Consider the following 25,383-nt stretch of genomic DNA (forward strand, 5'->3'; position numbering starts at 1 on the left):
GTTCTAGGGATTTAGCAAATGCATGGCAAGCAATTGGCCTATCGTCCAGACATAGACGGACTGAGGGCCCTGGCCGTTTTGGCCGTTACAATCTTCCACTTCAACAAGCAGTGGCTACCCGGCGGTTTTGTCGGTGTCGACGTGTTCTTTGTCATCTCAGGATTCCTGATTACTGGAATCATCTATGGCAAAGGTGCCAGCTTCTCATTTGCTGACTTCTATGGTCGCCGCGTCCGACGGATCCTCCCTGCTGCGATTTTCGTGACAGCAGTGACCCTGCTGGCAGGGTCGATACTACTCATGCCGGCAGACGTCAAAGACCTATCGGGTTCCGCGATCGCGGCGGCTCTTTCGGCTGCAAACGTATACTTCTGGCTATTCCTGGATACCAGCTATTTCGCGCCATCCTCTGAGACCGTGCCTCTGCTGCACATGTGGTCGCTGGGTGTAGAAGAACAGTTCTACATGATCTGGCCAGCCCTGATGATCATCGCCATGAAGCTGGGCGGCAAACGTCTGCTTACGGCCACTGCAGTGATCATCGCCATTACCTCATTCGCAGTAAGTGAATACTACGTAACCCGCGACCCGTCGTTCGCCTACTACATGCTGCCGTCCCGTGCGGGTGAATTGCTGATCGGCGCATTGCTGTTCCTGTGGCTGGACTCTCGCCGTGTCAGTGCTGTAGCGGCGAATGCTGCAGGCGTTGCAGGCTTGGTCTTAATCGGCGGTGCTCTCGCTGTACTCGATGAGAAAGGTGGGTTCCCTGGCATCCGCTCCATCATCCCATCGGTAGGCGCGGCGCTTTTGATTCTTGGTGGATCCAACCAAACTGGTCGACTTACCAAAATTTTGGCGCAACCCATCGCTCGGGCGATTGGCTTTCGCTCGTTCTCACTCTACCTTTGGCACTGGCCAGTGCTGGCGTTCTATCGCTATGCCTACGGAGAGCCAACCCTCGAAGGAGGCATCGCATGTGCCCTGCTCATGTGGACTTTAACCGAGCTCTCGTACCGCCTGATCGAAACGCCTTTCCGTTCATATTCGCCTCGCTGGCTGATTACCAAGGCAACCCCGATCTTCGCAACGAGCCTGGCGGTTGTGGCTATTAGCTACGTACTCGTTCAGAACAAAGGGGTCTGGCCTTCCGCGTCCGGGAAAGCCTACCTCACCCAGTTGAATCAGCACGACTTCAATACCAAGGCAGCGAGCAAATTCCCGTTCAACTGCCAGATGTTCAAGAATGACCCCAAGCTGTGGACCCAGGAACGATGCCTGATCGGTGATAAGTCGCAGGCGGCAGAAACGTTGCTGTGGGGCGATTCCAACGCTGCTCACTACGTGGGCTATATGAAGGTGGTGGCAGAGAATACTCACTTCACCGTGCGTAATATCTCGCACTCTTCCTGCCCACCAGTTCGTGAACTAAAAGGACTGGTACCACCAGCACAGCAGCAATCCTGTCAGGAATTCAATGACAGAGCCTTCGCTGAATCGAAGAACTATCGTACCGTAATCATTGGCGCAGCTTGGGAAAACTATGCCAGAGCAAATGGCAAAACTCAGTTCGAGAAGACTGTCGCCGAATTGGCCAGTAATGGCAATCAAGTGATAATCGCCTTGAACGTACCTGTTTTTGAAGAGCTGGATCGCATGTGCAGCGCTAAGTCCATTCGCTTCCCAGGAATGGATTGCGCTTCAAAGTCGACATTTGCATCAACGTCAGATAGCGAGACAAATACCTACCTGATGGAGCTGGCAAGCCGATATCCAAACGTCAGCACATTTGGCGTGCGGGATCAGGTGTGTAAAAACGGGGTTTGCTCTGCTTATCAAGGTGATGCGCTGCTTTACTACGATCGCGGCCACCTGAGCATGGTTGGATCAGAGCTGATCGGACGTGAAGTAATTAAAACTGAAACGTTGCCACAACCGATTGCAGCACTCTCTTCGAAAGCACAGCAGCTTGGCATCAATAGCGCTCAATAGCGCCTTCAACTCTGCCTGATCACTTGAGCGTTTCCGACCCACTTGCTTATCAGCGGTGGGTCAGAAACCGAGCTCTGATTATGATCTAGCCATCATCTCTTAGCTACCATTAGCAACGCCACTGACCTAGCGCTACTTCTGAATCCTTCGTAAGTGCTCCAGAACCCCACTTTCAAGGCACTCGACTGATCCCCGATGCTGTGCTCCCGATTTTGTCGCGGAGTCGAAAACGCAACGTAGGTAAACTTCGTTACGCGATCAATCGCCACGATCAAGGGCTGCTTGCCGCTCTCAAGACGTAACTCCGAGCTATCGATGTGCAGATAGCCCATCTCCATTTTTTCGAACTTGCCACGTTTGGCTGCGGTTCCGCTTTTGGGCGCTTGGTTGACCCCGTGACGCACCAGACAGTGCTATAAGGCGCTGCGGCTCGATTGTGGAAAGTAGGTGACCCAGCATGTTGTCCAGGGGCATCATTGTCCGCTATCGGAACTCGACCAACATCGACTCCTCACCGGCTGTCAGCTTGGCACTACATGGTTTGGCTGGCCCCATCCGAGAATCCTGCGTGGTGGCTCGTGATCGCCATTTGATGACGGTCTTCACGCTCAGTCGATAGCGGGCGGCGAGCTTTCGATTGGACTCTTGCGACGTCTGGAGCTCGGCTCGGATACTCGGCGTCGTGCGGGCTGAGCCATGGATACGTCCTTCCAAAATGCATCCTCCTCATGAGGCGCTAAGGATGTACCATGACTCTCTGGAACTGAACACCTAGGTGCGCCCTCCACCCCGGCCACTTCTCATCGACCGGCAGCAGCATTCCGGTAAAACGGCTACGCACCACACGATCAGAACGCAAGCTGCATTGCGTTGGGTGATCATTCTTTCTATAAAATGAATCACACAGAAAGTCATCCAGGATGGAAAATGAAGAGAATTCAAAAGGTCCAAGCAGAGTTAATTAATGGGAAGATAAATTGCTTAATCCTGTTAAATGAAAGCTTAGAGAATGCCCAGTTTGCATACTACATTTTCAGAAATAATGAGAGGATTCATACCTCCCGCTATTCACCAAGCCCCTCATTTAACTTTGACACAAAAAAAATTACAGGCAACTACCAAGTCGCTGGGTTTTTGAAGATCGCGAAAGAGCCCGTCGAATTTGAAAAATCCAATTGGATTTTCGTGAACTCATACAAATCACACCACAATAAACTTCCGCAAGAAAGCCCACAGGACTTAACCACTAAATCCAACCATTCCTTTTCTCAGACTTTCACTAAAATTCCGCAAGATTTTGCCCCTCTAACCAATCAAAATTTCAACGAAAACGGATTTCTACGCTTCCCCCTGGCTAAATATTGCGAAGAAATTGAACTGGGAGAATTGACGCGGATCGATTGGAGACGCAAATTTAAAAGCAACAATAACTCTAATGTTTTGTGGCTACTATCCCTTAACTTCGCAGGCTGCTTGCTGTCAACCTTTGAGCTGAATAGAAAGCCAATTTTTCTTTCGATAGCAACTCAAAGCATTGAGAGCTTCTTGCAGTTTGTAACCACACCAGAAAATAGGTTGTATGTTGAATCGATCCCATCTGGCGATCACTCAACAGCCACTCGCGTTAATGTCCTTATCAAATACCTACAAATCACACACAACTCTAAAACCGAACACAAAGATATACGCTTCCGAGTTTATTCTGAGCTTTATCGATGTTTAGAATGGCTCTCTTCTGATGAAAATTTTCACGAATCCAATCACGGACTCATGTGCAACATAGCACTTGCCACTGCAAGTCATTTCTTCTCTTCGTCCAGCGACTTAAGAAAAAAATATTATAGTATCTCCACATCCAGAACCTTGAGCCTTGCAACGAAAGCCTTCTGCAAAGACGGCTTATGCAATGAGAACACCATAGGCTACCACAATTATAACCTTGAGCTTTATCAGATTTTTTGCAACTTACTTGATACTGAAGAATTGATATCGCCTGAATTTTCGAATTTAAGAAACATTATAAATCGTGCTGAAATTTCGTTGCGCCATTGCATACGCCAAGACGGCAGCATCCCCCCAGTGGGGGATTCTCCTGTAATCTTATTGAATAAAACATCTATCAATCAGTCAAAGATTTTCCCTGACTCCGGATTTGCAGTTGTCAAGAACGATGATTTCTATCTTTCCTTGCAGTGCGGATCTAGAGCAGAAACTCACAAGCAGATGGACGACTCCAGCATTACGCTAAGGTATAAAGGAGTAGATATTCTAATTGATGCGGGCTCTTACTCTTACGATAGAGAGGCGGGATTTGGTAGATATGTTGATTCAGCGACTGCGCACTCAGGTATATATCCAGTAGCTTTCGATCATCAGCGTCGAATAGAAATCATCAAGACCTTCGGCCGGATTTTGGGATCAATTGATTATTTCTGCGAGACCGATTCAGGCTTTGAGGTGAAGTGCCACTACACAACGCAGGATGGCACTGTTTCAGCTACGAGGACCATAATAGTTTGTTGGCCTGATGAAATCTGGATAAACGACATTATTAAAATAGATAAAGCCTCATCCTCTTGGGAGTTTTCAGAGGCCAAAGTTCAAAGATTTCTTTTTGGACCTAGTATCATGATCAATCAAAGCGACCCGGGCGTCTTCACTCTCCACGGAGGCGGCATCAGTGGAAGTTTGTTTTCGCTAAGCTCCGCCGGTGGTCGATTAGTCTTTGGCCAGACCGAGCCCGATATTCGCGGCTGGCACTCCATTAAATTCGGAAAAATTCTTGAAAATTCTTGTTTAGAATTTATCTCCACCGACCCTGTCGCTAGTTTCACCGTCGCCTTGAAGTTGTCAGAGGGCGCAACAATGAGCCAGCTTTCTAGCCATGCATTCGAGCGCCTTTCACCGATCGCATGTAAGGTTCAGTGCCCAAGTTGAATAGACAGTTAAGGATTCTCCGACCAAATGAGCACAGGTCGCCCGACCTGTGCTGAAATAGCCCCCGTTCAACCAATCTCGCACAAGTCTGCCCATTAGTCAGATGAGCTTTCCGATTTCGAGTACGCTGGTAAACGCGAGCAGCCCCGCCACGAGCGTTTTTAGCCGAAGTGAGACCGATTGGGCGTTGGAGCGGGCTGGTTGCGTTGATCGAACTGCACTACCTCAAGTCGGGGCGTACAGTTCGACCAAGACCAAGGGAGCCAAGCGTGATCCTGAAATGCATCAGACAAAGATGCAGATGATGAAGGCGAGTATGCAGCTCATACTTCATCGTCTATTTCCCATAGTCAGATAAGGCTCAAGGCCTGATTCAATAAACCCTATCCCCCACCAACCGCTTCAAATACTGCCCATACCCATTCTTGGCCAACGGCTCAGCCAGCTTCAACAGCTGCTCCGCCCCAATCCACCCCTGCCTGTACGCCACCTCTTCCGGGCAAGCCACCTTCAGCCCCTGCCGCCGCTCAATCGTGGCGATGTACCCGCTAGCCTCCAGCAACGAATCGTGCGTCCCGGTATCCAGCCAGGCATACCCGCGCCCCATGATCTCCACCGACAGCCGGTTCTGCTCCAGGTACACCCGGTTCAGATCGGTAATCTCCAGTTCACCCCGCGCAGACGGCTTGATGCCTTTGGCAATCTCGACCACGTCCTTGTCGTAGAAATACAACCCGGTCACGGCATAGCTGGACTTCGGCTTGGCAGGCTTTTCTTCCAGGCTGATTGCCTTGCCCTTGTCATCGAACTCAACCACGCCATAACGCTCGGGGTCATGCACATGGTAGGCAAACACGCTGGCGCCTTCGTCGCGGCCCATGGCATTGCGCAGCAACTGCTGGAAGTCGTGGCCGTAATAGATGTTGTCGCCCAACACCAGCGCCGACAGGTCGTTGCCGATGAAGTCTTCACCAATCAGGAAGGCTTGTGCCAAACCGTCTGGCGAGGCCTGCACGGCGTAGGTGATATTGATGCCCCACTGATGGCCGTCGCCCAGCAGTTGCTCGAAGCGGGGGGTGTCTTGCGGGGTGGAGATGATCAGAATGTCCTGGATGCCCGCCAGCATCAATGTGGTCAGCGGGTAGTAGATCATCGGTTTGTCGTACACCGGCAACAGCTGCTTGGAAATTGCCAGGGTCGCTGGGTGCAGGCGGGTACCCGACCCGCCCGCCAGAATGATGCCTTTACGCTTCATAGTGGTCATTTCTCGTGAATTTCCTTGAGCATGCGGGCCACTCCCTGGCGCCAGTCTGGCAGAGTCAGGGCAAAAGCCTTCTGCAGTTTGTTGGTATCGAGACGCGAGTTAGCCGGTCGCTTGGCCGGGGTCGGATAGGCATCCGTGGTCAACGGGTTGACCTGTTCGGCGTGGGCTTTCAATGCCACGCCTTGGGCTGCTGACTGTTCCAGCACGTAGCGGGCGTAGCCGCACCAGGTGGTCTCGCCACCGGCCGCCAGGTGATACAGGCCAGCCAAAGCCGGATTGGCTCGGGTGGCGGTGATGGCGTGTGCGGTAATGTCGGCGATCAGTTCGGCGCCAGTGGGGGCGCCGAACTGATCGTCGATCACACCCAGGCTGTCGCGTTCGGCAGCCAGGCGTAGCATGGTCTTGGCAAAGTTGTTGCCGCGGGCGGCATACACCCAGCAGGTACGGAAGATCAGGTGCTGGCAGGCGGCAGCCTGGATGGCTTGCTCGCCCGCCAGCTTGCTTGCGCCGTAGGTATTCAGCGGGCCGACACTGTCGTCTTCGCGCCAGGCCTGGGCGCCCTGCCCCGGGAATACGTAGTCGGTGGAGTAATGCACCAGCAGTGCGCCGCAGTCGGCGGCAGCACGGGCGAGCACACCCACGGCCTCGGCGTTTACCTTGAAGGCCAGCTCGCGCTCGCTTTCTGCCTTGTCGACGGCGGTGTAGGCAGCGGCGTTAACGATCACATCGGGGGCATAGGCGCGTACCGTTTCGGCCAGGCCTGAAAGGTTGGCCAGGTCGCCGCAGTGCGACTGGCTGCGGCTGTTCAGCGCCAGCACCTGGCCCAGCGGGGCCAGGCTGCGTTGCAGCTCCCAACCTACCTGGCCGTCCTTGCCCAGTAGCAGAATTTTCATGCCGAGCGCCCTGCGTAGTTCTTTTCAACCCACTCGCGGTAGCTGCCAGACTGTACGTTCTGCACCCATTCCTGGTTGTCGAGGTACCAGGCAACGGTTTTGCGAATGCCGGTTTCGAAGGTTTCAGCAGGTTTCCAGCCCAGCTCGCGTTCCAGCTTGCGGGCGTCGATGGCATAGCGGCGGTCGTGCCCGGGGCGATCGGTCACGTAGGTGATCTGCTCGGCGTAAGGCTTGCCGTCGGCGCGCGGGCGCAGTTCGTCCAGCAAGGCGCACACGCGGTTGACGATTTCCAGGTTGGGCTTTTCGTTCCAGCCGCCTACGTTGTACACCTCACCGGTGGTGCCGGCTTCCAGCACACGGCGGATGGCGCTGCAGTGGTCTTTTACATACAGCCAGTCGCGAATTTGCTGGCCGTCACCGTACACCGGCAGTGGCTTGCCGGCCAGGGCGTTGACGATCATCAGCGGGATGAGCTTTTCCGGGAAGTGATACGGGCCGTAGTTGTTCGAGCAGTTGGTGGTCAGCACCGGCAGGCCGTAGGTGTGGTGGTAGGAACGCACCAAGTGGTCACTGGCGGCTTTGCTGGCCGAGTACGGGCTGTTGGGCTGGTACTGGTGGGTTTCGGTGAAGGCCGGTTCGTCGGCAGCCAGCGAGCCGTACACCTCGTCGGTGGACACATGGAGGAAGCGGAACGCCTGGCGCGACTGTTCATCCAGGCCGCCCCAGTAGGCACGTACGGCTTCCAGCAGGCGGAAGGTGCCGACGATGTTGGTTTCGATGAAGTCTTCGGGCCCATGGATCGAGCGGTCGACGTGGGACTCGGCGGCGAAGTTGACGATCGCGCGCGGCTGGTGCTCCTTCAGCAAGCGGGTTACCAGTTCGGAGTCGCCGATATCGCCATGCACGAAGATGTGGCGCTTGTCGCCCTGCAGGCTGCTGAGGGTTTGCAGGTTGCCTGCATAGGTGAGCTTGTCGAGGTTGACCACGGGCTCGTCGCTACCGGCCAGCCAGTCCAGCACGAAATTCGCACCAATGAAACCCGCACCACCCGTTACCAGAATAGTCATTGTTCAGTTCTTCCCAATTCCTGCTTTCAAACTTCACAGCGTTTGAAGTTCATGTGGGCGCTCCTGTGCCGGCAACGCCTGTTCTATTTGTCAGTACAGCGTTCAGGGCTCCAGCCGCCGGCGCTGGTACAGCCAGTCCACAATTTCCCCGCCGGGCACGTAGCCGCTCACGGTGTCGCGCAGCAACTGGCGCACAGTGGCAAAGTCATCCGTCGAAGTTGCGGTTTTCAATGCATCCAGGCGTTGCTTCAGCACATCCCAGGGCAGGTAGTCTTCGTTGGCGCTCATGATCATGGGGTGGCGTGTGGCAATCACGTTGTCGCCAATCAACAATTCTTCGTACAGTTTTTCGCCTGGGCGCAGGCCGGTAAAGTTGATGGCGATATCGCCCAGCGGGTTTCGCTCGGAGCGGATGCTGAAGCCCGACAGGTGAATCATTTTTTCGGCCAGTTCCACAATTTTCACCGGCTCGCCCATGTCCAGCACGAACACATCGCCGCCCTGCCCCATGGAGCCGGCCTGGATCACCAACTGCGCAGCCTCGGGGATTGTCATGAAGTAGCGGGTGATTTTCGGGTGGGTCACGGTCAGTGGCCCGCCGTTCTTGATCTGTTTGTGAAACAACGGGATGACCGAGCCCGACGAACCCAGCACATTGCCGAAGCGCACCATGGTGAAACGGGTTTTGTTCACCTGCGATACATTGCCGGTGTCCCCCATCAGCACCGGCGCCAGCTCGTTGCTGAGGGCCTGCAGCACCATTTCGGCCAGGCGCTTGGTGCTGCCCATGACGTTGGTGGGGCGCACGGCCTTGTCGGTGGAAATCAGCACGAAGTTGGACACGCCAGCCTGCAGCGCCGCCTGGGCGGTGTACAGCGTGCCGAACACGTTGTTCGACAGGCCCTCGGCAATGTTGTGCTCGACGATGGGCACGTGCTTGTAGGCGGCGGCGTGGTACACGGTATCTACCTGCCAGGCACGCATCACGTCCAGCATCTTGGCCTGGTCGCGGACCGAGCCCAGTATCGGGATCAGTTGCACGGCCAGGCCTTCGCGCAGGATACGTTGCTCCAGTTCGCCAGCAATGGTGTACAGGTTGAATTCACTGTGCTCGAACAGCAGCAGCGTACGCGGTGTTTGCCCCAGGATCTGGCGACACAGCTCGGAACCGATCGAGCCGCCGGCCCCCGTCACCATCACGGTCTGGTCGATGATGCAGTGCTGCAGCAGGTCATCTTGTGCCGGTACCGCGTCACGGCCCAGCAGGTCGGCGATGTCCACTTCCTGGATATCGTCCACCTTCACCCGGCCGCTGGCCAGGTCCATGAAGCCGGGCACACTGCGCACGTGCAGCGGGTAGCCTTCAAGCAGGTTGAGAATTTCGCGGCGGCGGCTGCGGCTGACCGAGGGCAGCGCCAGCAGGATTTCTTCGGCGCCGGTGTCATCGATCATGCGTTGCAGCTGTTCTGGCTGGTACACCTGCAGGCCGGCGATCACCCGGTCGGTGATGCTGGCATCGTCGTCGATGAACGCCACAGGACGCATGGCCTTGCCCATGCGCAGGGCCGCCACCAGTTGGTTGCCGGCAGAACCGGCGCCATAGACGGCAACCCGTGGCAGCCCGTCGTCGCGGTTGGCGAAAGGCACATGTTGCACGGCGGTGGCGAACCAGTCACCGAGGAAGTACTGGCGCATGGCCAGGCGCAGGCCGCCGACCATGATCAGGCTCAGCCACCAGTAGTTGAAGGTGATCGAGCGAGGCACCACGTTCTGGTGGTTGCTGGCCCAGTAAATGATGAAGCCGAGAATCAGCGCTGACAGGGTCACGGCCTTGATGATGGCGATCAGCGCATCATTGCCGAAATAGCGCATCACCGCCCGGTACAAGCCGAAGCGGATGAATAACGGGATGGAGATGATCGGCGCCGTGATGAACAGCCAAGTGTGGTCACGAACAGGATTGGCCAGGTCGTCGATACCCAGGCGCACGACAAACGCCAGCCACAGCGCGAACCAGACCAGAATCACATCAGTCGCTACCTGAATCAGCCGTTTGTGGCGCCGAGGTAGTCCAAGCAGTCTTGAGCGCAGCTTATCCATAGAACCTCTGAGGGCTTTCCAAAGTGACATGTCTACTGTCTTCGTCCTATCACTTTAGCTAGTGTTCGAGCTCACCGGCGCGCCAGCGCACGGCCAAATACGCCAATGGCAGGTAGGCGATAACAACGCCCCACACACCGTCCAGGCCCAGCAACAGCACGCACAAGGCCACTGGCAGCAGCCAGAACAGGTTGAGCGCGGCCACCGCCAAGGTCACTGGCAGGTGCTTGCCAAAGTGACGAGAGGCAAACTGGTAGGCGTGGCTGCGGTGCGCTTCGTACACCTTGTCACCGCGCAGCAAGCGGCGGATGAGGGTAAATGTGGCATCTACCACGAACACGCCCAGCAGAATCAGCCAGCACCAGAACAGTTGAGGTGAGGCCCAGGCAGCCTGCAGCGACAAACCCGCCAGCACGATGCCAAGGAAGCCGCTGCCGGCGTCGCCCATGAAGATCTTGGCGGGCGGGAAGTTCCAGAACAGAAAGCCCAGCGTCGCCGCCGCCAGCAACAGTGGCAGCACCATCAACTGCGGCGCACCGGCCAGGGCCGATAGCAGCACCATGCCCAAGCAGGCGGTGACCGCTTCGATGCTGGCAATGCCATCGATGCCGTCCATGAAATTATAGAGATTGAGCATCCATACGGTGTAGAACGCCGCCAGAATGTAGCCGAACCACTGCAGGTCGAGGGTAAAGCCAAACACCTGCAGCGGCGCCAGGCCACCCAGCCAGTACAGCATCCACACGGCTGCGGCGAAGTGGCCGAGCAGGCGCCAGCGAGCGGCGATGTGGCCGTGGTCGTCCATGAAGCCGATGACCGCAATCAGCGCCCCCGCACCACCAATGGCCACCAGCGCCGCCAACGGCACGGCATCGGCCATGCCCAGCACCAGCAAGCTGGCCAGAAAGCTCAGCACAATGGCCACGCCGCCACCCCGTGGGGTAGGCACAGTGTGCGAACTACGCGCATTGGGCACATCGATGATCTGCTTGTTCAGTGCGTAGCGCCGCAGCGCTGCGGTCAGAAGCAGAGATGCCCCTGCTACCAGGGGAATAAGCCACCATGCCATCATTTGTCTTGCTCTTTCAAAAAGTTGAGTGCCGTGGCCCGCAGTGCCTGGTCCACATCCAGCGGGGGCTGCCAGCCCAGCAGCGTACGGGCTTTGCCACTGTCCACCTGCAGCGACCCGCACAGCCGCTGCGCCAGGCCACCCTTGCCGGCTAGCGTTGCCGCCCCCTTCAACCAGGCGGCGGGCACCGGCAGCAACCTGGCGGGTTTGCCCAGTGCCTTGCCCAACCGTTGCAGCAACTCGGTGGTGGACAGGTCGTGGCCGTCGCTGGCCAGGAAGGTCTGGTTGGCCGCCGCCGGGTGGTCGATGCACGTCACCAGCAGGTCCACCAGGTTGTCCAGTGCCACCAGGCTACGCTTGTTGTGTATGGCGCCAAACGGCAGCGGCACACCTTTACTCAGCCAGTTCATCATGCTGCGGAAGTTGGCTTTCACACCTGGGCCGTACACCAGCACCGGGCGCACGATCACCACTTCCAGGCCGGTTTGGGCCGCCAGTTGGCGCAGACCTTCTTCGGCTTCACGTTTGGAAATGCCGTAGGGGTCCGATGGCGCAGGGGTTTCGTCAGCGGTGAAAGGCAGGCGGCCGTCGGTGGTTTCGCCATTCACCTTCACCGAGCTGACAAAAATGAAGCGCCGAACACCGGCCTGGGCCGCAGCACGGGCAAGGCTAAGGGTGCCCTCCACGTTTACCCGGCGGAACTCGGCCAGGGGGTCGGCGGCGGTTTCGTGCATGACATGCACGCGGGACGCCAGGTGGATGACGGTATCCACCTGCTCGAAGTGCCCGGATGCCGCGTCCACCGCCGTCAGTTCGCTAAACGACCGGTAGTCGACACCTGCCAGCTGCCGGGCAGGCAATTGCCGCACCAGCGCGCGCGGTGCCCAGCGCGCACCTTCAGCGAGCCGCTGCAGCAACACCTTGCCGACAAAACCGCTACCGCCGGTGGTCAGGACGGCTGGGCGTTGGGCGTTGTCTTGCCCGGCCATCAAGCTCTCCCCTCCTGGCCCAGCAGGCGGGTGAACACGCTGCGGTACTGGTCTGCGACCACCGACCAGCGGTAACGGCGGTTGGCAATTTCATGCAGGCGCGCCGACAGTTGCGCCCGCGCGGGCTCATCACCCAGCAGTGCCTGCACATGCTTGCGTAGCGAGGCGCTGTCGGCAAAGTACAACGCTTGGTCCTCGGTGGTGGCGCGGTTGAACGACACATCGAAGGCCACCACCGGCAGGCCCAGCCACATGGCTTCGACCAGCGACGGGTTGGTGCCGCCAGCGCTGTGGCCATGCAGGTACACCGTGGCATTGCTGCGCAGCGGGCTTAACTGCTCCACATCGTAGATCGGGTCCAGCAGGTGAATGTTGCTCACCCCTTCATATTGCTTGCGCAGTTGTACGCCGTACTCGCTGTGGTTCCAGTTGCCGATGATCGCCAACGGCATGCCAGACCCGGCAAAAGCCTCGAGAATGACGTGGATGTTGTTCTCCGGTTCGATGCGACACACCGTGAAAGCGTATGGCGCCCCCAGGAACGGGTAAGCCTGCCGCGCTTGCTCGGTTGGCTCACCCGCACGGGCCTGATCACCACCATAGGCAATCAGTTCGCTGGGCTTGTTGTATTCGGCGGTCACGTACTCCTGCAGCACCTTGTTGTCGGTGATGACCGCATGGGCAAAGCGCACGGCCACGGCTTCAGAGAGCTTCAGGAACCAGCGAGCGAAGTTGGACCATTTGGCGCGTTTCCACTCATAGCCGTCGATGTTCACCACGATCGGCTTACGCGTAAGCAGACGCATGAATGGCAAGGCGATACAGCCGGAAACACCCAGGATCAGCATCAGATCGTGCTTGCGGTAGGCGTGCAGCATGCTCAGCACGTCGTACGGAATGCTTTGCACGCCATTGGCCTTGAGGTTCAGGTAAACCAGGCGGGCACGCTCGAAAAACTGCGGGCGCTCGGGGTAATGCGGTGCGCTGCAATAGACGGTGAGCTCGCAGTCACCTGGCAGGTTGCGCACCAATTGTTCGGTCAACGTTTCCCAACCACCGTATTGGGCGGGCAAACCTACCGTACCAATTACTGCAATCTTATAGGTCATCAAACACCATCACGATATTTTTCTGGAAGTTGGCGGTGGAAAACTCACTCGCTTTCATGCGTGCGCGCTCGGACATTGCCTGGCACAGCTGTGGGTCCTGCGACAGGTGCGCAACCGTACGCACCAGTTGTTGATGGTTTTTCGAGTCGATCTGGTAGCCCTCTACCCCATCACTGACCAGCTCCACCGGGCCGCCTACCGGGGGCACGATAGTCGGAATGCCAAAAGCCATCGCCTCAAGTATGGTCAGGCCAAAGGTTTCTACCCACCCGTCCACATGGGACAGGTTCAGCACCAGGCTCGCCTCACGGTAAAACTTCGCCACGTCGGCACTGGCGGGGCTGAGCGTGAGATTTTTCGGCAGCGCCTTGCTGGCGAAATAGACGTCCACTTCCTCCGGGCTGGCATTGAGCACCAGCGTGAACGTCAGGGCCGGGTCCCCAGCCAATGCCGTGGCCAGCGCAACAAACTCGTCCACCCCCTTGTAGCCCTTCAGTGACGCCAGCATCAGTACATTGAAACGGCCACCATGCAGGTGCTGGTACGGCGTGGCCATTGCCTGCTGCTGAAACGCCTCGGCAAGGCCGTTGTAAACAGTCACCGCCGGCACCCCGGCTACACCTTCCTGTACCTGCAAGTACTTCGACACATAGACCACCTTGCTGGCGCAGCCGGCGATCACCCGGCGCAAAAACACCTTGAGCACCGCAGGCCGTATGGAGGTTTCATGCACGTGGTAAACCACCTTGGCACCACGCAAGCGGGCAGCGAGGGCAGCGCCAAACGGCAGCATGGTATTGACCAGCACAACCTGCCCCGGCCGCACTTTGTGTAGCAGGCTGAAGAACAGCGCCACTTGCGAACACGCGTAGGCCAGCAGGGTCACCCAGCGGTTGTCGAAGCGTTTGTAAGCGAACTTGCAAGTGCGCACCTGCAGTTCGTCAAGCACACCGTGGCCGCTGCTGCCCACATGCAGGGTGCAGTCAGCACCGCTTTGCTGCAGCGCATTGATGGTCTGGTTCAGTACCCGGGGGCTCCCGCTGTAGTCATTCAGCAGATGAACAAAGTGCAACGTTTTCATGCCACCCCTTCTTCAGCGACGCGCGCCTTGATGAACTTGGCCGGCACGCCACCGTAAATCGAGTTCTTGCGGTACACGCCCGCAGCTACCACCGCCCCTGCGGCAAACACGCAACCCTCCTCGATCACCGCGCCATCGAGCACGGTCACCTTGGCGCCGATCCAGCAGTTGCGGCCAACCTTGATGCCTTGGCGGGTTACGCCCTGCAGCCGAATGGGTTGCAGCGGGTCTTCGAAATTGTGGTTTTCCGAATGGAAGCTGACAAAGTTGCCGATGATGGTGTCGCTGCCAATCTCGATGCCACCGGCACAACCCAGGAAGCAACCGGCGCCCAGGCCGACGTTGTCACCTATCACCAGGCCCTTGCCGATGTTGGCCAGGCTGCCGGTGCATTCGATGATGATGTGCTTGTTCAACGACACGGCTGTGCCAAAGCGGATGCCGTCATTGGACAAGGCATCGACGAAGCAGCCCTGGTCGATCACCAGCCCCGGGCCATATTCGATCTTGCCCACTTCTTTCAGCGTCACCCCCGAGCCAATGAATGCCAGCCGCCCCCGGCGCAGGCGAATCACCCCGCGGCAGGCCATTATCAGCTTGCTCATCATCAGCCCCAGCAGATAGCCCGAAGAGATACGCCGGTCGATGACCATGGGGCGTTTCTTGATCAGCAACACCAGTTTTTCGAGCAAGGCATGCATCATTTCACAGCCCTCCCCTGGGTAAACAAGGCTTTGACAAAGGCCGGGCTGCGGTAGGCCACGGCCTTGCGGATGGCGGCATAGACCAGGTACAGGTCAAGCAGGCCGCGCTGCAGCAAGCTGTGGGAATGGAAGCTGATACGCAGGCCGTGGATCATTTCCTCGAAGCGGAACAAGGCCCGCGCTGGGGTATCGGCACTGTGCTCGGACAGGTCGTGGTCTATTTCCACATCCAGCACGCAGGCTTTGGGGAAATACCCCTCGTAGCGAATGAAAAAGTCGGTATCGGTGGCGTAGAAGCGCAGCCGTTCGTCATAGAACGGTCTCATGCGCTGAAAGCACTCGCGGGTGAAGATCAGCCCGCTGTTGATGCCCAGCAGGTTTTTCGACGCCACAAGGCCGGGGGCCACATCGGGCGTAAGGCGGCCCATGAACAACCAGCGCTGGCCGGGGCTGACCAATTGCCCATGGCTGACCAGCCGGGGCATGAACACCCCCACCTGCTCGCCCTCCGGTGCGCTGCGCACCTGGCCAATCTGCGCCAGGCAACTGGACAGGCGTATGGTCGAGTAGTTGGTGTCGTCATCCGAGATCATGAACAGCTCGACCCCGGAGGCGAATGCCTCCTTGGCCACCTGGTTGTAGATCACCGAAAGCCGCTGGTTGTCCGCCTCGAACCAGCGTACGCCCGGGCACGGCTGCGCCACGCCGGGCGAGTTGTTCCAGACGTACAGTTGCAAGTCGATACCCTCATCATGCAGCAATGCCTGTTGTGCGAGCAGCGACTGCAGGGCAATCGAGTCCTGACTAGTTTTCCGATACAGAACGATCAGTACTGCCAAGCTCAACTTTTGTTCTTCTGTTTTCACCAATGATCACCATCACCACGATCGCGAAAATGTAAAGGACCACGCTGTTCGTATAGGACTGGAAAAAGAACGAGCTCAGGAAGAACGGGTAACTGGCAATCACGAAGTTGCCCAAACCGTTTTTCCACGCACTCACATGTCGCCTGTCCCGGACGATGATCACCACCAGCTTGTGATACCAAAGAATCAACCCCGCCATGATCAACGCACCGACCCATCCGCAGGTGGCCAACAGGTTGAGCCAGAACGAATCGAACCAGTAAGGCTGGCCTGGGCCCACCGAGCCGAAGCCGTAGCCCATGGGGTGCGCGTTCAGCACCTGGTACATGTGAAGCCACTGGCGTTCACGGTCCAACGCGGACAAATCCTGGGTGTAGCCCATCGACAGGTAGGCGAAGATGGCAACGGTCAGGCCAACGAACTGCAGGTAGCCCACCAGCGAAATCAGCCAGGCCGTACGCAGCACACGGGCTACCACCAACATCGCGCAAATGCACACCAGGCCGATCATGGCCGTGCGCACCGAACCGATCACAATCAACCCACACAGCAGCACAAACGCAGTGCCCAGCAACAGGCGCCGGGTAAGCGGCCAGTTTCGCCCGCTGAGCAGCACGGCGAGCGTCATGGCGGCGGTGTTGAGAATGACTGCGGAAAACTCCAGGGTGCCGGTGAAAAAGCCGGAAATCCGCGGCAATCCATCACGCATCGAGTTGTAGGGCTGCAACTCGTAGCCTTTGGCGGAAAGCAACGGCCAGTACCAGAACTGCTCGGCCGTAGAGATCGTCAGGTACTGGTACAACGCATACATGCCGGTCAGCACGCTCATGGCCAGCACCGACCAGTACACATGGCGCAGCTTTTTCTCGGTCGACACCGCCTGCGCCCAGATGGCCACTGCCATACCGACGAACACTGGCACTGCCAATGCCCGGAACATACGTACCGAACCTGCGCTCAAGTCGCCGAACAGCAGGTACAGGAAGGCGAAGAACAAGACGATCAGCAACGACCGCCCCACCTCGAGGTTGACCGTACCGCGCGCCGTGATGCTGGCCAAGGCACGCAGCAGCAGCCACATGACCAGCAACAGGCTGATCATTTCGCGCCAGCCGGCAAAGACGCTGCCCAGCCCCAATGTCAGCACGATGTAATCGCTCAAGAAAAGCAGGCAGAACAGCACGCCGATAAAGATCTTGATCACACTCACCCTCGCGCTCTGGCAAACCTGGCCAGCCGCAACAGCGTGACCTTGATCAAAATCTTGATGCGCGGCACCCAGGCGTAGGAAAGCAGCGCTCGCAACGCCAGGTTTGTGTCCGTACGGCACAGGGCGTCGAAGACATCCGCAGGGACCATGCTAGTCACCTTACCTGTCGGTTTCATGAAATCGAGGTTGCCCGACCACGGCAGCATGGTCGCCAGCTGGTTTTCGCTGTATTCACCCCGTTCGATGCAGGCCAGGTACCGCGCCTTCACCGCTTCTACCGAGTTCACCTGCTGCACGGCTTCGACCACCGATGCACTGGGCTGCGGCTGCTCGATGCTGGCCAGCAACTGATCGACGCTGGCCACCTTCAGGCTGTCGGCGGGAGAATAGCCCTGGATCGGCGCAACCAGCCCAACACAACGCCGGCCCTTGAGCAATTGCTCGGCGAACGCCGTGCCGCCGGGTATAGGGTAGCTGTCCAGGTAGAAGTCAGCTTTTTCGGCGAAAGCCAGGTAGTCCTTGTACGGCAGGTGCCGGCGGATGAAAAAGCGCGTGGGGTAACGCAGTTTCACTGTCCACCACCAGGTGTTGGTCAGCGGGTTGGCACCAATGATCCAGCATTCGGCGTTCGGAAACCTGTCGAGAATAGCCGTGATCGACGGGCGCATGTCCAGGCCGCCATGGGGCTTGTACTTGGCAGCAGAAGCTGCGCTGAACACCTTGATCCGCTCATGCGTGGGCATTGCATCCGGTACTTTTGCGCCGCTGGTCTCGATCGGGATCGCCAGGAAGCTCTTCTGGCAGGTGAGGTGCTTTTTCTTGTCCAGATGGTGGCCGTATGCGCTGATCTCGAAATACACATCGGCCACCGAAGCGCCGAAGCTGAAGACGTGGTCTGCGTGGTTGACGAAATACACCGTCACCGCAGCGCCACGCTGCAGTTTCAGCAGGCCACACGCCACAGTGGTGATGATGTCGTCCGGGTGGATGTGCAGCACCACCTTGTCGTATTGGGCAAGGGTGTCGACGATGGATTGCAGACGGGCACACGGGTCATCGCCACGCGCCTGTTCGATATGGGCAAAAAAGCCGGCCAGCCGTTCGAGCACCTGAGGTTTGGCGCTGCGTGTAACCAACAGGTCCACGGGCCCCTCGTGCATGTGCGCCAGGCGCTCCATCAACCGGGTGTGCCCGCCTTGCAGGTAGGGCTCGCTGACCACATGCAGGCAGCCCCGCGACAGGCCATTGGTGGCCGGCACCGTGACCAGGCTGGCGCACTGGGCGGTCAGGTGGCGCTCCAGTGACGCTGCCTCATAGATGTTCAAGTCCACGGCCCAGAGCAGCGCACCATAAATTTGCGCCTGAGCCAATGCCGGCCCGGGTGCTGCGTTCAGTATGCGTGCCTGCAGCTGCTCCACCACTTGTTTCATTGCTCAGCTCCGTGCCGAATCAGCGACAATCGACGGCAACCGGCGAAAGACCGCGAAATACATGACGATCGCGTACAACAGGTAATTGACGGCGTAGGCAAGTGTGACCTTGTCATAACCCCAGAGTTGCGTGAGGTACACCGTCAAGGCGTAAAGCGAGAGCGTAGCGAGGATTTCCGTCACCAGGTACAGCCGCGTCAAAGCCTTGCCCAGCATCAGGTAGGCCATCAGCCAACTGGCAATCTTCAGGCTGTCGCCCACCATCTGCCAGGCGAACAGTTCGCGCATTGGCAGAAACGAATCGGAAAACAGCACCTGGATGATGAAGTCGCGCAGCAGGTAGATAACCAGCCCGGCCAGGATGGTCATGGGCAGAATCAGTTTATAACCCTGCAAAATCTCCTTGCGCAGCTCGCCGGCATCCTTGATTTCGGACAACCGTGGCAGGTAATAAACCGCCAGGGTGGTGGTAATCAACATCAGGTATGCCGAGCTCAGTCGCCACATGGCTTCCCAATAGCCCGCTTGTGCCCAGCCGAAGGTGTTACCCAGGTAGTCGCGCAGGAACACATGGCACACCGGCAGGGAGCAGGCCGTGACCACCGCCATCAACGCAAACCTCGATAACCGCGCCAACGCCTGGCGATCCAGCCGTCCAAAGAAATCGGCAAACTGGAACCAGGGCGTACGCATGCAGATCAGCAAGGTAGCCACGAAACTCAGCGACTGGTACACCGCCAAGGCCACCAGCGCACCGTACAACCCAAGCTGAATGGTCAGTACACAGGTGACTACCAGCGAAATCAGGCTACCGAAGATATTGGCCAGCACATAACGCGGCACATCCTTCTTGCCGTTGAGCACGCCAAGCAACAACGAGTTGAAGGCAAAAAACACCAGCGTGGCGGCAAACCACAGCAGCACTGTCGCCAACGATTCATCGTTGAAGAACCAACCGGCCAGGGGCTTGCGCAGCACGATAATCAGCACCGCGAGCAGCAGCGAAACCAGTACCGACAGTGTACCGGCGGTTCTCCAGACCTTGCGTTGCTCTTCGGGCTGTTCGGCGAACTCCGCCGTGTACTTGGTTACGCCAGTGCTGACGGCACCGCTGGCCAAGGTGGTGAACATGGTCACCGCATTCTGCAGTTGGCCAATGGCCGCGTAACCGGCTGGCCCTACGTACAGGGCCAGCACTTTGTTCAGGCCAAGCAAGGTGGCCATCTTTACCGCAACCGCTATGGCATTGAGCAGGCTAGTTCTGATCAGGGTCATACCTGGCACTCAAGGACGCGGAAAGCTGTTGCAAGCGTCAATGACGTGCTGGATAGCGTCCACAGTCAGGGTCGGGTCCATGGGCAGGCTCAGTACTTGCTCATGCAAACGTTCGGTCAGCGGTAGCGAAAGGTCGGCCAACTGCGGGTAGGCCTGTTGCCGGTGCGGCGGTATCGGGTAATGCACCAGGGTTTGTACCCCCTGTTGTGCCAGGTGCTGCTGCAACTGGTCACGGCACTCGCTGCGCACCACGAACAGGTGCCAGGCGTGCTGGCCGGCAACGCCCGGGTCAGGCAACTGGATGGCCGGGTTGTCGATGCCGGCCAGGTACTGCTGTGCAACCTGCTGGCGCAGGCGGGTCTCGCTGTCCAGGTACGCAAGCTTCACGCTCAACAGCGCCGCCTGTAGCTCGTCCAGACGGCTGTTCACCCCCTGGTAAATGTTCATGTATTTCACATGCGAACCGTAGTTGCGCAGCGACTTCAAGGTCTCTGCCAACGCATCGTCGTTGGTGGTGACTGCGCCGGCGTCCCCGAGCGCCCCGAGGTTCTTGCCCGGGTAGAAGCTGAAGCCCGAGGCATCACCCCAGGCACCTGCCCGCCGCCCGTCCAGCTCGGCACCGTGCGATTGAGCAGAATCTTCCAGCACCAGCAGGCCATGTTGCTTCGCGAACGCGTTGATCGCCGGCATGTCGGCAAGCCGGCCATACAGATGCACCGGCATGATCACGCGGGTGCGTGGGGTCAGTGCTTGTGCAAGGTTGTGCGCCCCCAGGTTGAAGCTGCCTTCATCAGGCTCAACCAGCACGGGCACCAGCTTGTTCTCGGTGATAGCCAGAATGGTGGCAATGTAAGTATTGGCGGGTACCAGCACCTCGTCGCCTTCGGCGATACGCCCCAACTGCTTCCAGGCACGCAAGGTCAGAATCAGCGCGTCAAGGCCGTTGGCTACACCAATGCAGTGCTTTACCCCACAGTAGCTGGCGAACTGGGCTTCGAACTGCTTGAGCTTCTCACCCATGATGTACCAACCCGAGTCGATGACCTCGGTGCAGGCATCGATCAATGCCTGACGGTATTGTGCGTTCACACCTTGCAGATCGAGAAACTTAACCATTGCGGTCTATCACCCTGATAATTTTTGCTGGATTCCCTACGACAACGGCATAAGGCGGGACGTCTTTGGTCACCACTGCTCCTGCCCCCACCATGGCGTACTCGCCAATGACGATGCCTGGCAACAACGTTGCATTGGCGCCAATGCTGGCGCCACGCTCCAGGGTAATGCCATTGAACTGCTCCGGATAAACCTTGGAGCGCGGCATCGCGTCGTTGGTAAACGTGGCATTGGGGCCGATGAACACGTCATCGGCAATGCGGGTACCGTCCCACAGATAAACGCCGGACTTGACCGTCACGTTATCCCCAAGCACCACATCACCTTCAATCAGGGTATGGGCGCAGATGTTGCAATTACGCCCGATTTTCGCACCGTTCATGATCACCACGAATTGCCAGACCCGGGTGCCTTCGCCGATAGCGTCGCTTTTCACATCGGCCAGTTGATGAATGCTAGGCATTGCGCTTCAGCTCCGTGAACGTGGTGTAGTCACGAATGTAGTCGCCCTCGTCGTAATGTGCGTCGGCCAACACCAACAGCACGCAGTCGGGGCTGAAATCATGCATTTCGTGCCAGACCATGGGCGGAATCAGGATGCCCTTGTTGAAAGCGTCCAGCCAGTGGTCTGTGCGGGTGGTACCGTCATCCATGAGCATCCGGCAACGCCCGGACACGCAGATGGCCAGCTGGTTGAGAGCCTTGTGCGCGTGAAAGCCACGGGAAACCCCTGGCAGCGTTTCGGTAAGGTAATACACGCGCTGTATGGCGAATGGCACATTGTCCAGGGCTTGCAGGGCAACCAACTGGCCACGGTGATCACCCAGCACCTTGAACAGTTCGATCTGGGCCAGGGCCCCTTCTTCGGCGGAGTTCAGGTGGTGCCGGAATGACGGGGCCTGGTTGTCCTTTTCACTGACGATGAGGCCATCGCGCATTGGCCAGTCAATGGCCAGGTCAGGGTCATCCCAGTGAATACTGCCTTCGGCGTCCTTGTTGTACACATCCGTGGTTTTGTACAGAAAGTGCGTTTCGTCCTCCAGAGCGATAAAACCGTGCGCGAAACCCTCGGGAATCCACAGCATACGGTTGTTGCGCTCGGTCAACTCCACCCCCACCCACTGCCCGAATGTTGCCGAGCCTGGGCGGATGTCGACGGCGACGTCATAGGCCGCACCGCGCACTACCCTGACCAGCTTGCCCTGCGCATGCGGTGCGCGCTGAAAATGCAGCCCGCGCAACACGCCACGATGGGACATCGAGTGGTTGTCCTGGACGAACGCACGGGGCTTGCTCAAGCCAAGCTCCAGCAGTGCGCCATGAAAGCGGGTTTCATTGAAGGTTTCCGTGAACCACCCGCGATCATCCTCGTACACGGCGGGTTCCACTATGACAACATCGGGAATGTTCGTTTGAACAAGCTTCATCGGTAAACCTTTGGCATGATTTTTTTGTGAGGGCCCGTCGCGCCGCCCCCTTTATTCCTGCAGTTTCACCGTTTACACGGCAAATGTCTCTCGCTAAATGCGACCTGCGCGTTGCTATTCATTTTTGGGGCAGGCCCGGCGCCTTTGCAAATTTTGCATGGCGTATTTCAGGGTTGCGATCAGGCAACCGAGGGCCAACCCAGCAATTACACCCAGGGCAATGATCAAGTTCCGTTTTGGTTTAATCGGTACATCAGGCTGCTCTATGGTGCCGTCAAGCTGATAAACACTCACATGGCGCTGCGCCCCTACCATCCCTTGATAAAACTGCTGTTTGGTTTGTACTTCCCTGAGTTCAGGAATGAATGCATCTTCACTTTTACGCTGCTGCAAACTGGCAATCTCGGCGGCCAGCGCCTTGCTGCCGCGCATGTAAGTCAGCTCGCCGTCCATTTTGCCAGACAGCGCCCTGGAAACTTCACCGCTTATCAGCGGCGGGTTTTGCAGGCCAATGGCCGTTGCAATCTGCAGCGCCTCTTGTAAACGGATGATCTTGTCCTCACGTTGCTGCTGGCCGCTTTCACGCAGGTTGTCGAGTTCCAGTTGCAGTGCATTGGCACGGACCTGAGCCTCCCTGGTGGCATCGTGCAGGACTTCGGCCTTGGCGGCTGCGCCGGCCTTCTCGACATAAGCGGTTGCCCACCGGGACACCACGGCAGGGTCACGCCCACGGAAGGCAACATAGGCGCGCGGCGGCTCACCCGCCAGTTGCACGACATCAAAGGAGCCATTGAACGCAGCATACAATGCCCCTTGCGCCCCTTGCCCCGCCACTACCGAGGGCATGTAAAATTCTTTAAAGAACTGACGTCGCAGTGTTTCACCGTTCAGATGTTCAACGAAGATGTCAAAAACCTTACGCGACGTGAATGGCTCCAACCCAGTCTGCTGGGTGCGGCCATAGTTGAGATCTGCTATATCACTTGTCGCCGGTGCCGCCAAAAATATTTTGGCCTCATAAACAGGCTTGGCCAACAGTGCATAAGCCAGTGCAACTGCCGTGACGGCTACCGTGACCAGAAAGATGAGTAGCTTTTGCCGCCACACCCCTTCCAGAAACTCCAACAGGTCAACTTCTTCACTATCGCTACTGCGGCGCTCAAGGTCATTGCGCATTTCTTGTGTTTTTCCTTGGGTCTGACTGCGTACACGGTTTCTGGCATACCAAAACATCACGAGCGACTGCATCGAACTCGGCAAGGCGCACGCCCTCATGAGGGTAGCGGCATTATGCCAACATCTTACACACCCAGCGCCAGGGTTAGTCGCAGTAGATGAACGCTGCCGGGATTAGTTCCCGCCTTGCGTCGGCCAGCTCACCGTTGTCAGACCAAGGGTTCAGGGGACGAAGACCTCCAGAGGTTCACCCGCCCGCTCTGCATGTTGCATCAAGGCCTTGTGCAAAGCGGCCTTTGCCCCCCTCTCACCATGCACCAACAGCACCTTGCCTGGCTGCGCCTGACCACCCAGCGCAAACTGCACCAAACCTGCCTGATCAGCATGTGCGGAATACCCCGATAGCGTCATGACTTTCGCCCGCACCTCGTACATTCTTCCGTCCAGATCAATCTGCACGAACCCTTCCGCCCCCTCGCCAGCCTGAATCACCGCCCCCGGCGTGCCCTTGGCTTGATAGCCCACAAACATCACCTCATGCCGCGAATCCCCCAACATGGCCTTGAGATAATTGACGATGCGCCCACCCGAGCACATGCCATTGCCGGCGATCACGATCGCCGGGCGCCCGGTGCTCTTGAGGTAGTTGACCACCTGCTGGTGGCGCGCATGGGTGTCTACATTGATCAGCTGGCTGAAACCCAGCGGGTCGCGCCCCTCGGCCAGGCGCGCCCTGGCTTCGGCATTCCAGTAGTCATGCAAGTTCCGATATACGCTGGTAATGCGCTGAGCCAAAGGCGAGTCGAGGATAATGGGCAGTTGCGACCAGTCAATCGGGTCGCCATCGGGGCCCGGGCCGGCGCTACCCAGCAATGCCTTGCGATGAAGTATGCCTTCCAGCTCGTACAGCAGTTCTTGGGTGCGACCCAGACTGAACGCCGGAATGAGGAGGGTGCCCTTGTCAGCCAAGGCCCGATCGATGGCATCTTCCAGCCGCTGCCTGCGGTCGCCGACATGCGGATGCAAGCGGTCACCATAGGTACTTTCCAGCACCAGCACGTCGGCGCGCTCTGGCGGCTGTAGCGGGCGCAACAAGGGATTGCCACACGCCCCCAGGTCACCAGAAAACACGTAGCGGCTATTGGACTGCCCATGCTGCATGTCGCACTCGATATACGCCGAGCCCAGCAGATGACCCGCGCGCTGCAAGCGAATGCGACAGCCAAGGCCTGGGCGCTCGACCAGCGTGTGCCACTGCTCGAACGGCAGGGGCACGATAAGGTCGCAGACGAATTCGAGGTACCGCGCCACCTGGGCAGGGTCACTGCTGACGCTCAGCTTGTAGGCGTCTTCCAGCACCAGTGGTAGCAGCTGTGCGGAAGGCTCACTGCACAGAATGGGGCCGCGGTAACCGGCGGCCAGCAGCGCAGGAATACGGCCAACGTGATCCAGATGCACATGCGTGATGATCAGGGCCTCGATGCCATGCACGTCAAAGCCGAGCGACGCAGCGCCTGCGCCTTGCGCTGCCTCGGCGCCCTGCTCCAGGCCGCAGTCGACCAGCAGGCTGGTGAATGGGGCGAGATGCAGTTGGTGACAAGACCCGGTAACGCTGCGGGCACCACCGTGATGGGAAAGGCTGGGATAGTCCATGCTGCGCACACTCACCTGGGCCGAAAAT

The 25,383-nt window shown here is 58.0% G+C and carries 20 protein-coding genes and 2 pseudogenes; 3 read left to right on the top strand and 19 right to left on the bottom strand.

The features are described 5' to 3' along the window. The first annotated feature begins 18 nt into the window (after positions 1 to 18). The 3 genes and pseudogenes from B9A31_RS09215 to B9A31_RS27440 all read left to right on the top strand — a co-directional run. Complete coding sequence (locus B9A31_RS09215) at positions 19 to 1,989, top strand: acyltransferase family protein (RefSeq protein ID WP_084296897.1); 1,971 nt, start codon at positions 19 to 21, stop codon at positions 1,987 to 1,989. Positions 1,990 to 2,916: 927 nt separating this feature from the next. Beyond that, positions 2,917 to 4,926 (top strand): heparinase II/III domain-containing protein, encoded by a 2,010-nt coding sequence (locus tag B9A31_RS09225; protein ID WP_159453277.1) that lies wholly within the window; start codon positions 2,917 to 2,919, stop codon positions 4,924 to 4,926. A gap of 111 nt (positions 4,927 to 5,037) precedes the next feature. Then, a pseudogene (locus tag B9A31_RS27440) lies at positions 5,038 to 5,189 on the top strand (IS5/IS1182 family transposase); the annotation flags it as partial. A gap of 110 nt (positions 5,190 to 5,299) precedes the next feature. On the opposite strand, the gene rfbA reads toward B9A31_RS27440, so the two are convergent. The 19 genes and pseudogenes from rfbA to B9A31_RS09315 form a co-directional block, all read right to left on the bottom strand. After that, complete coding sequence (rfbA, locus tag B9A31_RS09230) at positions 5,300 to 6,181, bottom strand: glucose-1-phosphate thymidylyltransferase RfbA (RefSeq protein ID WP_019096958.1); 882 nt, start codon at positions 6,179 to 6,181, stop codon at positions 5,300 to 5,302. Positions 6,182 to 6,186: 5 nt separating this feature from the next. After that, positions 6,187 to 7,083: a dTDP-4-dehydrorhamnose reductase gene (gene rfbD, locus B9A31_RS09235; protein WP_084296899.1), complete on the bottom strand. Its 897-nt coding sequence runs from the start codon at positions 7,081 to 7,083 to the stop codon at positions 6,187 to 6,189. Continuing rightward, the gene (gene rfbB / locus B9A31_RS09240) at positions 7,080 to 8,150 is read right to left on the bottom strand and encodes a dTDP-glucose 4,6-dehydratase (RefSeq protein WP_025754738.1); all 1,071 of its coding nucleotides are present in this window, start codon (positions 8,148 to 8,150) and stop codon (positions 7,080 to 7,082) included. The genes rfbD and rfbB overlap by 4 nt, the downstream gene beginning before the upstream one ends. Positions 8,151 to 8,252: 102 nt before the next feature. After that, complete coding sequence (locus tag B9A31_RS09245) at positions 8,253 to 10,250, bottom strand: polysaccharide biosynthesis protein (RefSeq protein WP_019096960.1); 1,998 nt, start codon at positions 10,248 to 10,250, stop codon at positions 8,253 to 8,255. 58 nt (positions 10,251 to 10,308) lie between these two features. Further along, complete coding sequence (locus B9A31_RS09250; protein WP_084296900.1) at positions 10,309 to 11,322, bottom strand: MraY family glycosyltransferase; 1,014 nt, start codon at positions 11,320 to 11,322, stop codon at positions 10,309 to 10,311. Next, positions 11,319 to 12,308, bottom strand: coding sequence for a UDP-glucose 4-epimerase family protein (locus tag B9A31_RS09255; protein ID WP_084296901.1), 990 nt, complete (start codon positions 12,306 to 12,308; stop codon positions 11,319 to 11,321). Before B9A31_RS09255 ends, B9A31_RS09250 begins: the two co-directional genes overlap by 4 nt. Next, positions 12,308 to 13,417, bottom strand: a complete 1,110-nt coding sequence (locus B9A31_RS09260; protein WP_084296902.1) for a DUF1972 domain-containing protein — start codon at positions 13,415 to 13,417, stop codon at positions 12,308 to 12,310. Before B9A31_RS09260 ends, B9A31_RS09255 begins: the two co-directional genes overlap by 1 nt. Continuing rightward, positions 13,407 to 14,498 carry a glycosyltransferase family 4 protein gene (locus B9A31_RS09265; RefSeq protein WP_019096964.1) on the bottom strand — a complete coding sequence of 364 codons (1,092 nt, stop codon included), beginning with the start codon at positions 14,496 to 14,498 and terminating at the stop codon, positions 13,407 to 13,409. The genes B9A31_RS09260 and B9A31_RS09265 overlap by 11 nt, the downstream gene beginning before the upstream one ends. Then, positions 14,495 to 15,202, bottom strand: a complete 708-nt coding sequence (locus B9A31_RS09270) for an acyltransferase (RefSeq protein WP_019096965.1) — start codon at positions 15,200 to 15,202, stop codon at positions 14,495 to 14,497. The genes B9A31_RS09265 and B9A31_RS09270 overlap by 4 nt, the downstream gene beginning before the upstream one ends. After that, positions 15,199 to 16,047, bottom strand: coding sequence for a glycosyltransferase family protein (locus B9A31_RS09275; RefSeq protein ID WP_025754736.1), 849 nt, complete (start codon positions 16,045 to 16,047; stop codon positions 15,199 to 15,201). Before B9A31_RS09275 ends, B9A31_RS09270 begins: the two co-directional genes overlap by 4 nt. Next, positions 16,007 to 17,272 carry a hypothetical protein gene (locus tag B9A31_RS09280; protein WP_178092340.1) on the bottom strand — a complete coding sequence of 422 codons (1,266 nt, stop codon included), beginning with the start codon at positions 17,270 to 17,272 and terminating at the stop codon, positions 16,007 to 16,009. Before B9A31_RS09280 ends, B9A31_RS09275 begins: the two co-directional genes overlap by 41 nt. 2 nt (positions 17,273 to 17,274) lie before the next feature. After that, positions 17,275 to 18,708: a hypothetical protein gene (locus B9A31_RS09285; RefSeq protein ID WP_025754735.1), complete on the bottom strand. Its 1,434-nt coding sequence runs from the start codon at positions 18,706 to 18,708 to the stop codon at positions 17,275 to 17,277. A 3-nt stretch (positions 18,709 to 18,711) separates the two neighbouring features. Next, entirely contained in the window at positions 18,712 to 19,983 is a 1,272-nt protein-coding gene (locus B9A31_RS09290; protein ID WP_019096969.1) for an O-antigen translocase, read from the bottom strand. A 9-nt stretch (positions 19,984 to 19,992) separates the two neighbouring features. Further along, positions 19,993 to 21,099 carry a DegT/DnrJ/EryC1/StrS family aminotransferase gene (locus B9A31_RS09295; protein WP_019096970.1) on the bottom strand — a complete coding sequence of 369 codons (1,107 nt, stop codon included), beginning with the start codon at positions 21,097 to 21,099 and terminating at the stop codon, positions 19,993 to 19,995. Continuing rightward, positions 21,092 to 21,562: an acyltransferase gene (locus B9A31_RS09300; protein WP_019096971.1), complete on the bottom strand. Its 471-nt coding sequence runs from the start codon at positions 21,560 to 21,562 to the stop codon at positions 21,092 to 21,094. The genes B9A31_RS09295 and B9A31_RS09300 overlap by 8 nt, the downstream gene beginning before the upstream one ends. After that, the gene (locus B9A31_RS27445; RefSeq protein ID WP_225850706.1) at positions 21,555 to 21,929 is read right to left on the bottom strand and encodes a sugar 3,4-ketoisomerase; all 375 of its coding nucleotides are present in this window, start codon (positions 21,927 to 21,929) and stop codon (positions 21,555 to 21,557) included. Before B9A31_RS27445 ends, B9A31_RS09300 begins: the two co-directional genes overlap by 8 nt. A 57-nt stretch (positions 21,930 to 21,986) precedes the next feature. Continuing rightward, a pseudogene (gene rfbC, locus B9A31_RS27450) lies at positions 21,987 to 22,526 on the bottom strand (dTDP-4-dehydrorhamnose 3,5-epimerase); the annotation flags it as partial. A gap of 114 nt (positions 22,527 to 22,640) precedes the next feature. Further along, on the bottom strand, positions 22,641 to 23,702 hold the full coding sequence (locus tag B9A31_RS09310; RefSeq protein ID WP_019096973.1) for a Wzz/FepE/Etk N-terminal domain-containing protein: 1,062 nt from the start codon (positions 23,700 to 23,702) through the stop codon (positions 22,641 to 22,643). A 222-nt stretch (positions 23,703 to 23,924) separates the two neighbouring features. Then, positions 23,925 to 25,355 carry an MBL fold metallo-hydrolase RNA specificity domain-containing protein gene (locus B9A31_RS09315; RefSeq protein WP_084296904.1) on the bottom strand — a complete coding sequence of 477 codons (1,431 nt, stop codon included), beginning with the start codon at positions 25,353 to 25,355 and terminating at the stop codon, positions 23,925 to 23,927. Between the last annotated feature and the right edge of the window lie 28 nt (positions 25,356 to 25,383).

The organism is Pseudomonas sp. URIL14HWK12:I5, assembly GCF_900176445.1.
GTDB lineage: Bacteria > Pseudomonadota > Gammaproteobacteria > Pseudomonadales > Pseudomonadaceae > Aquipseudomonas > Aquipseudomonas monteilii.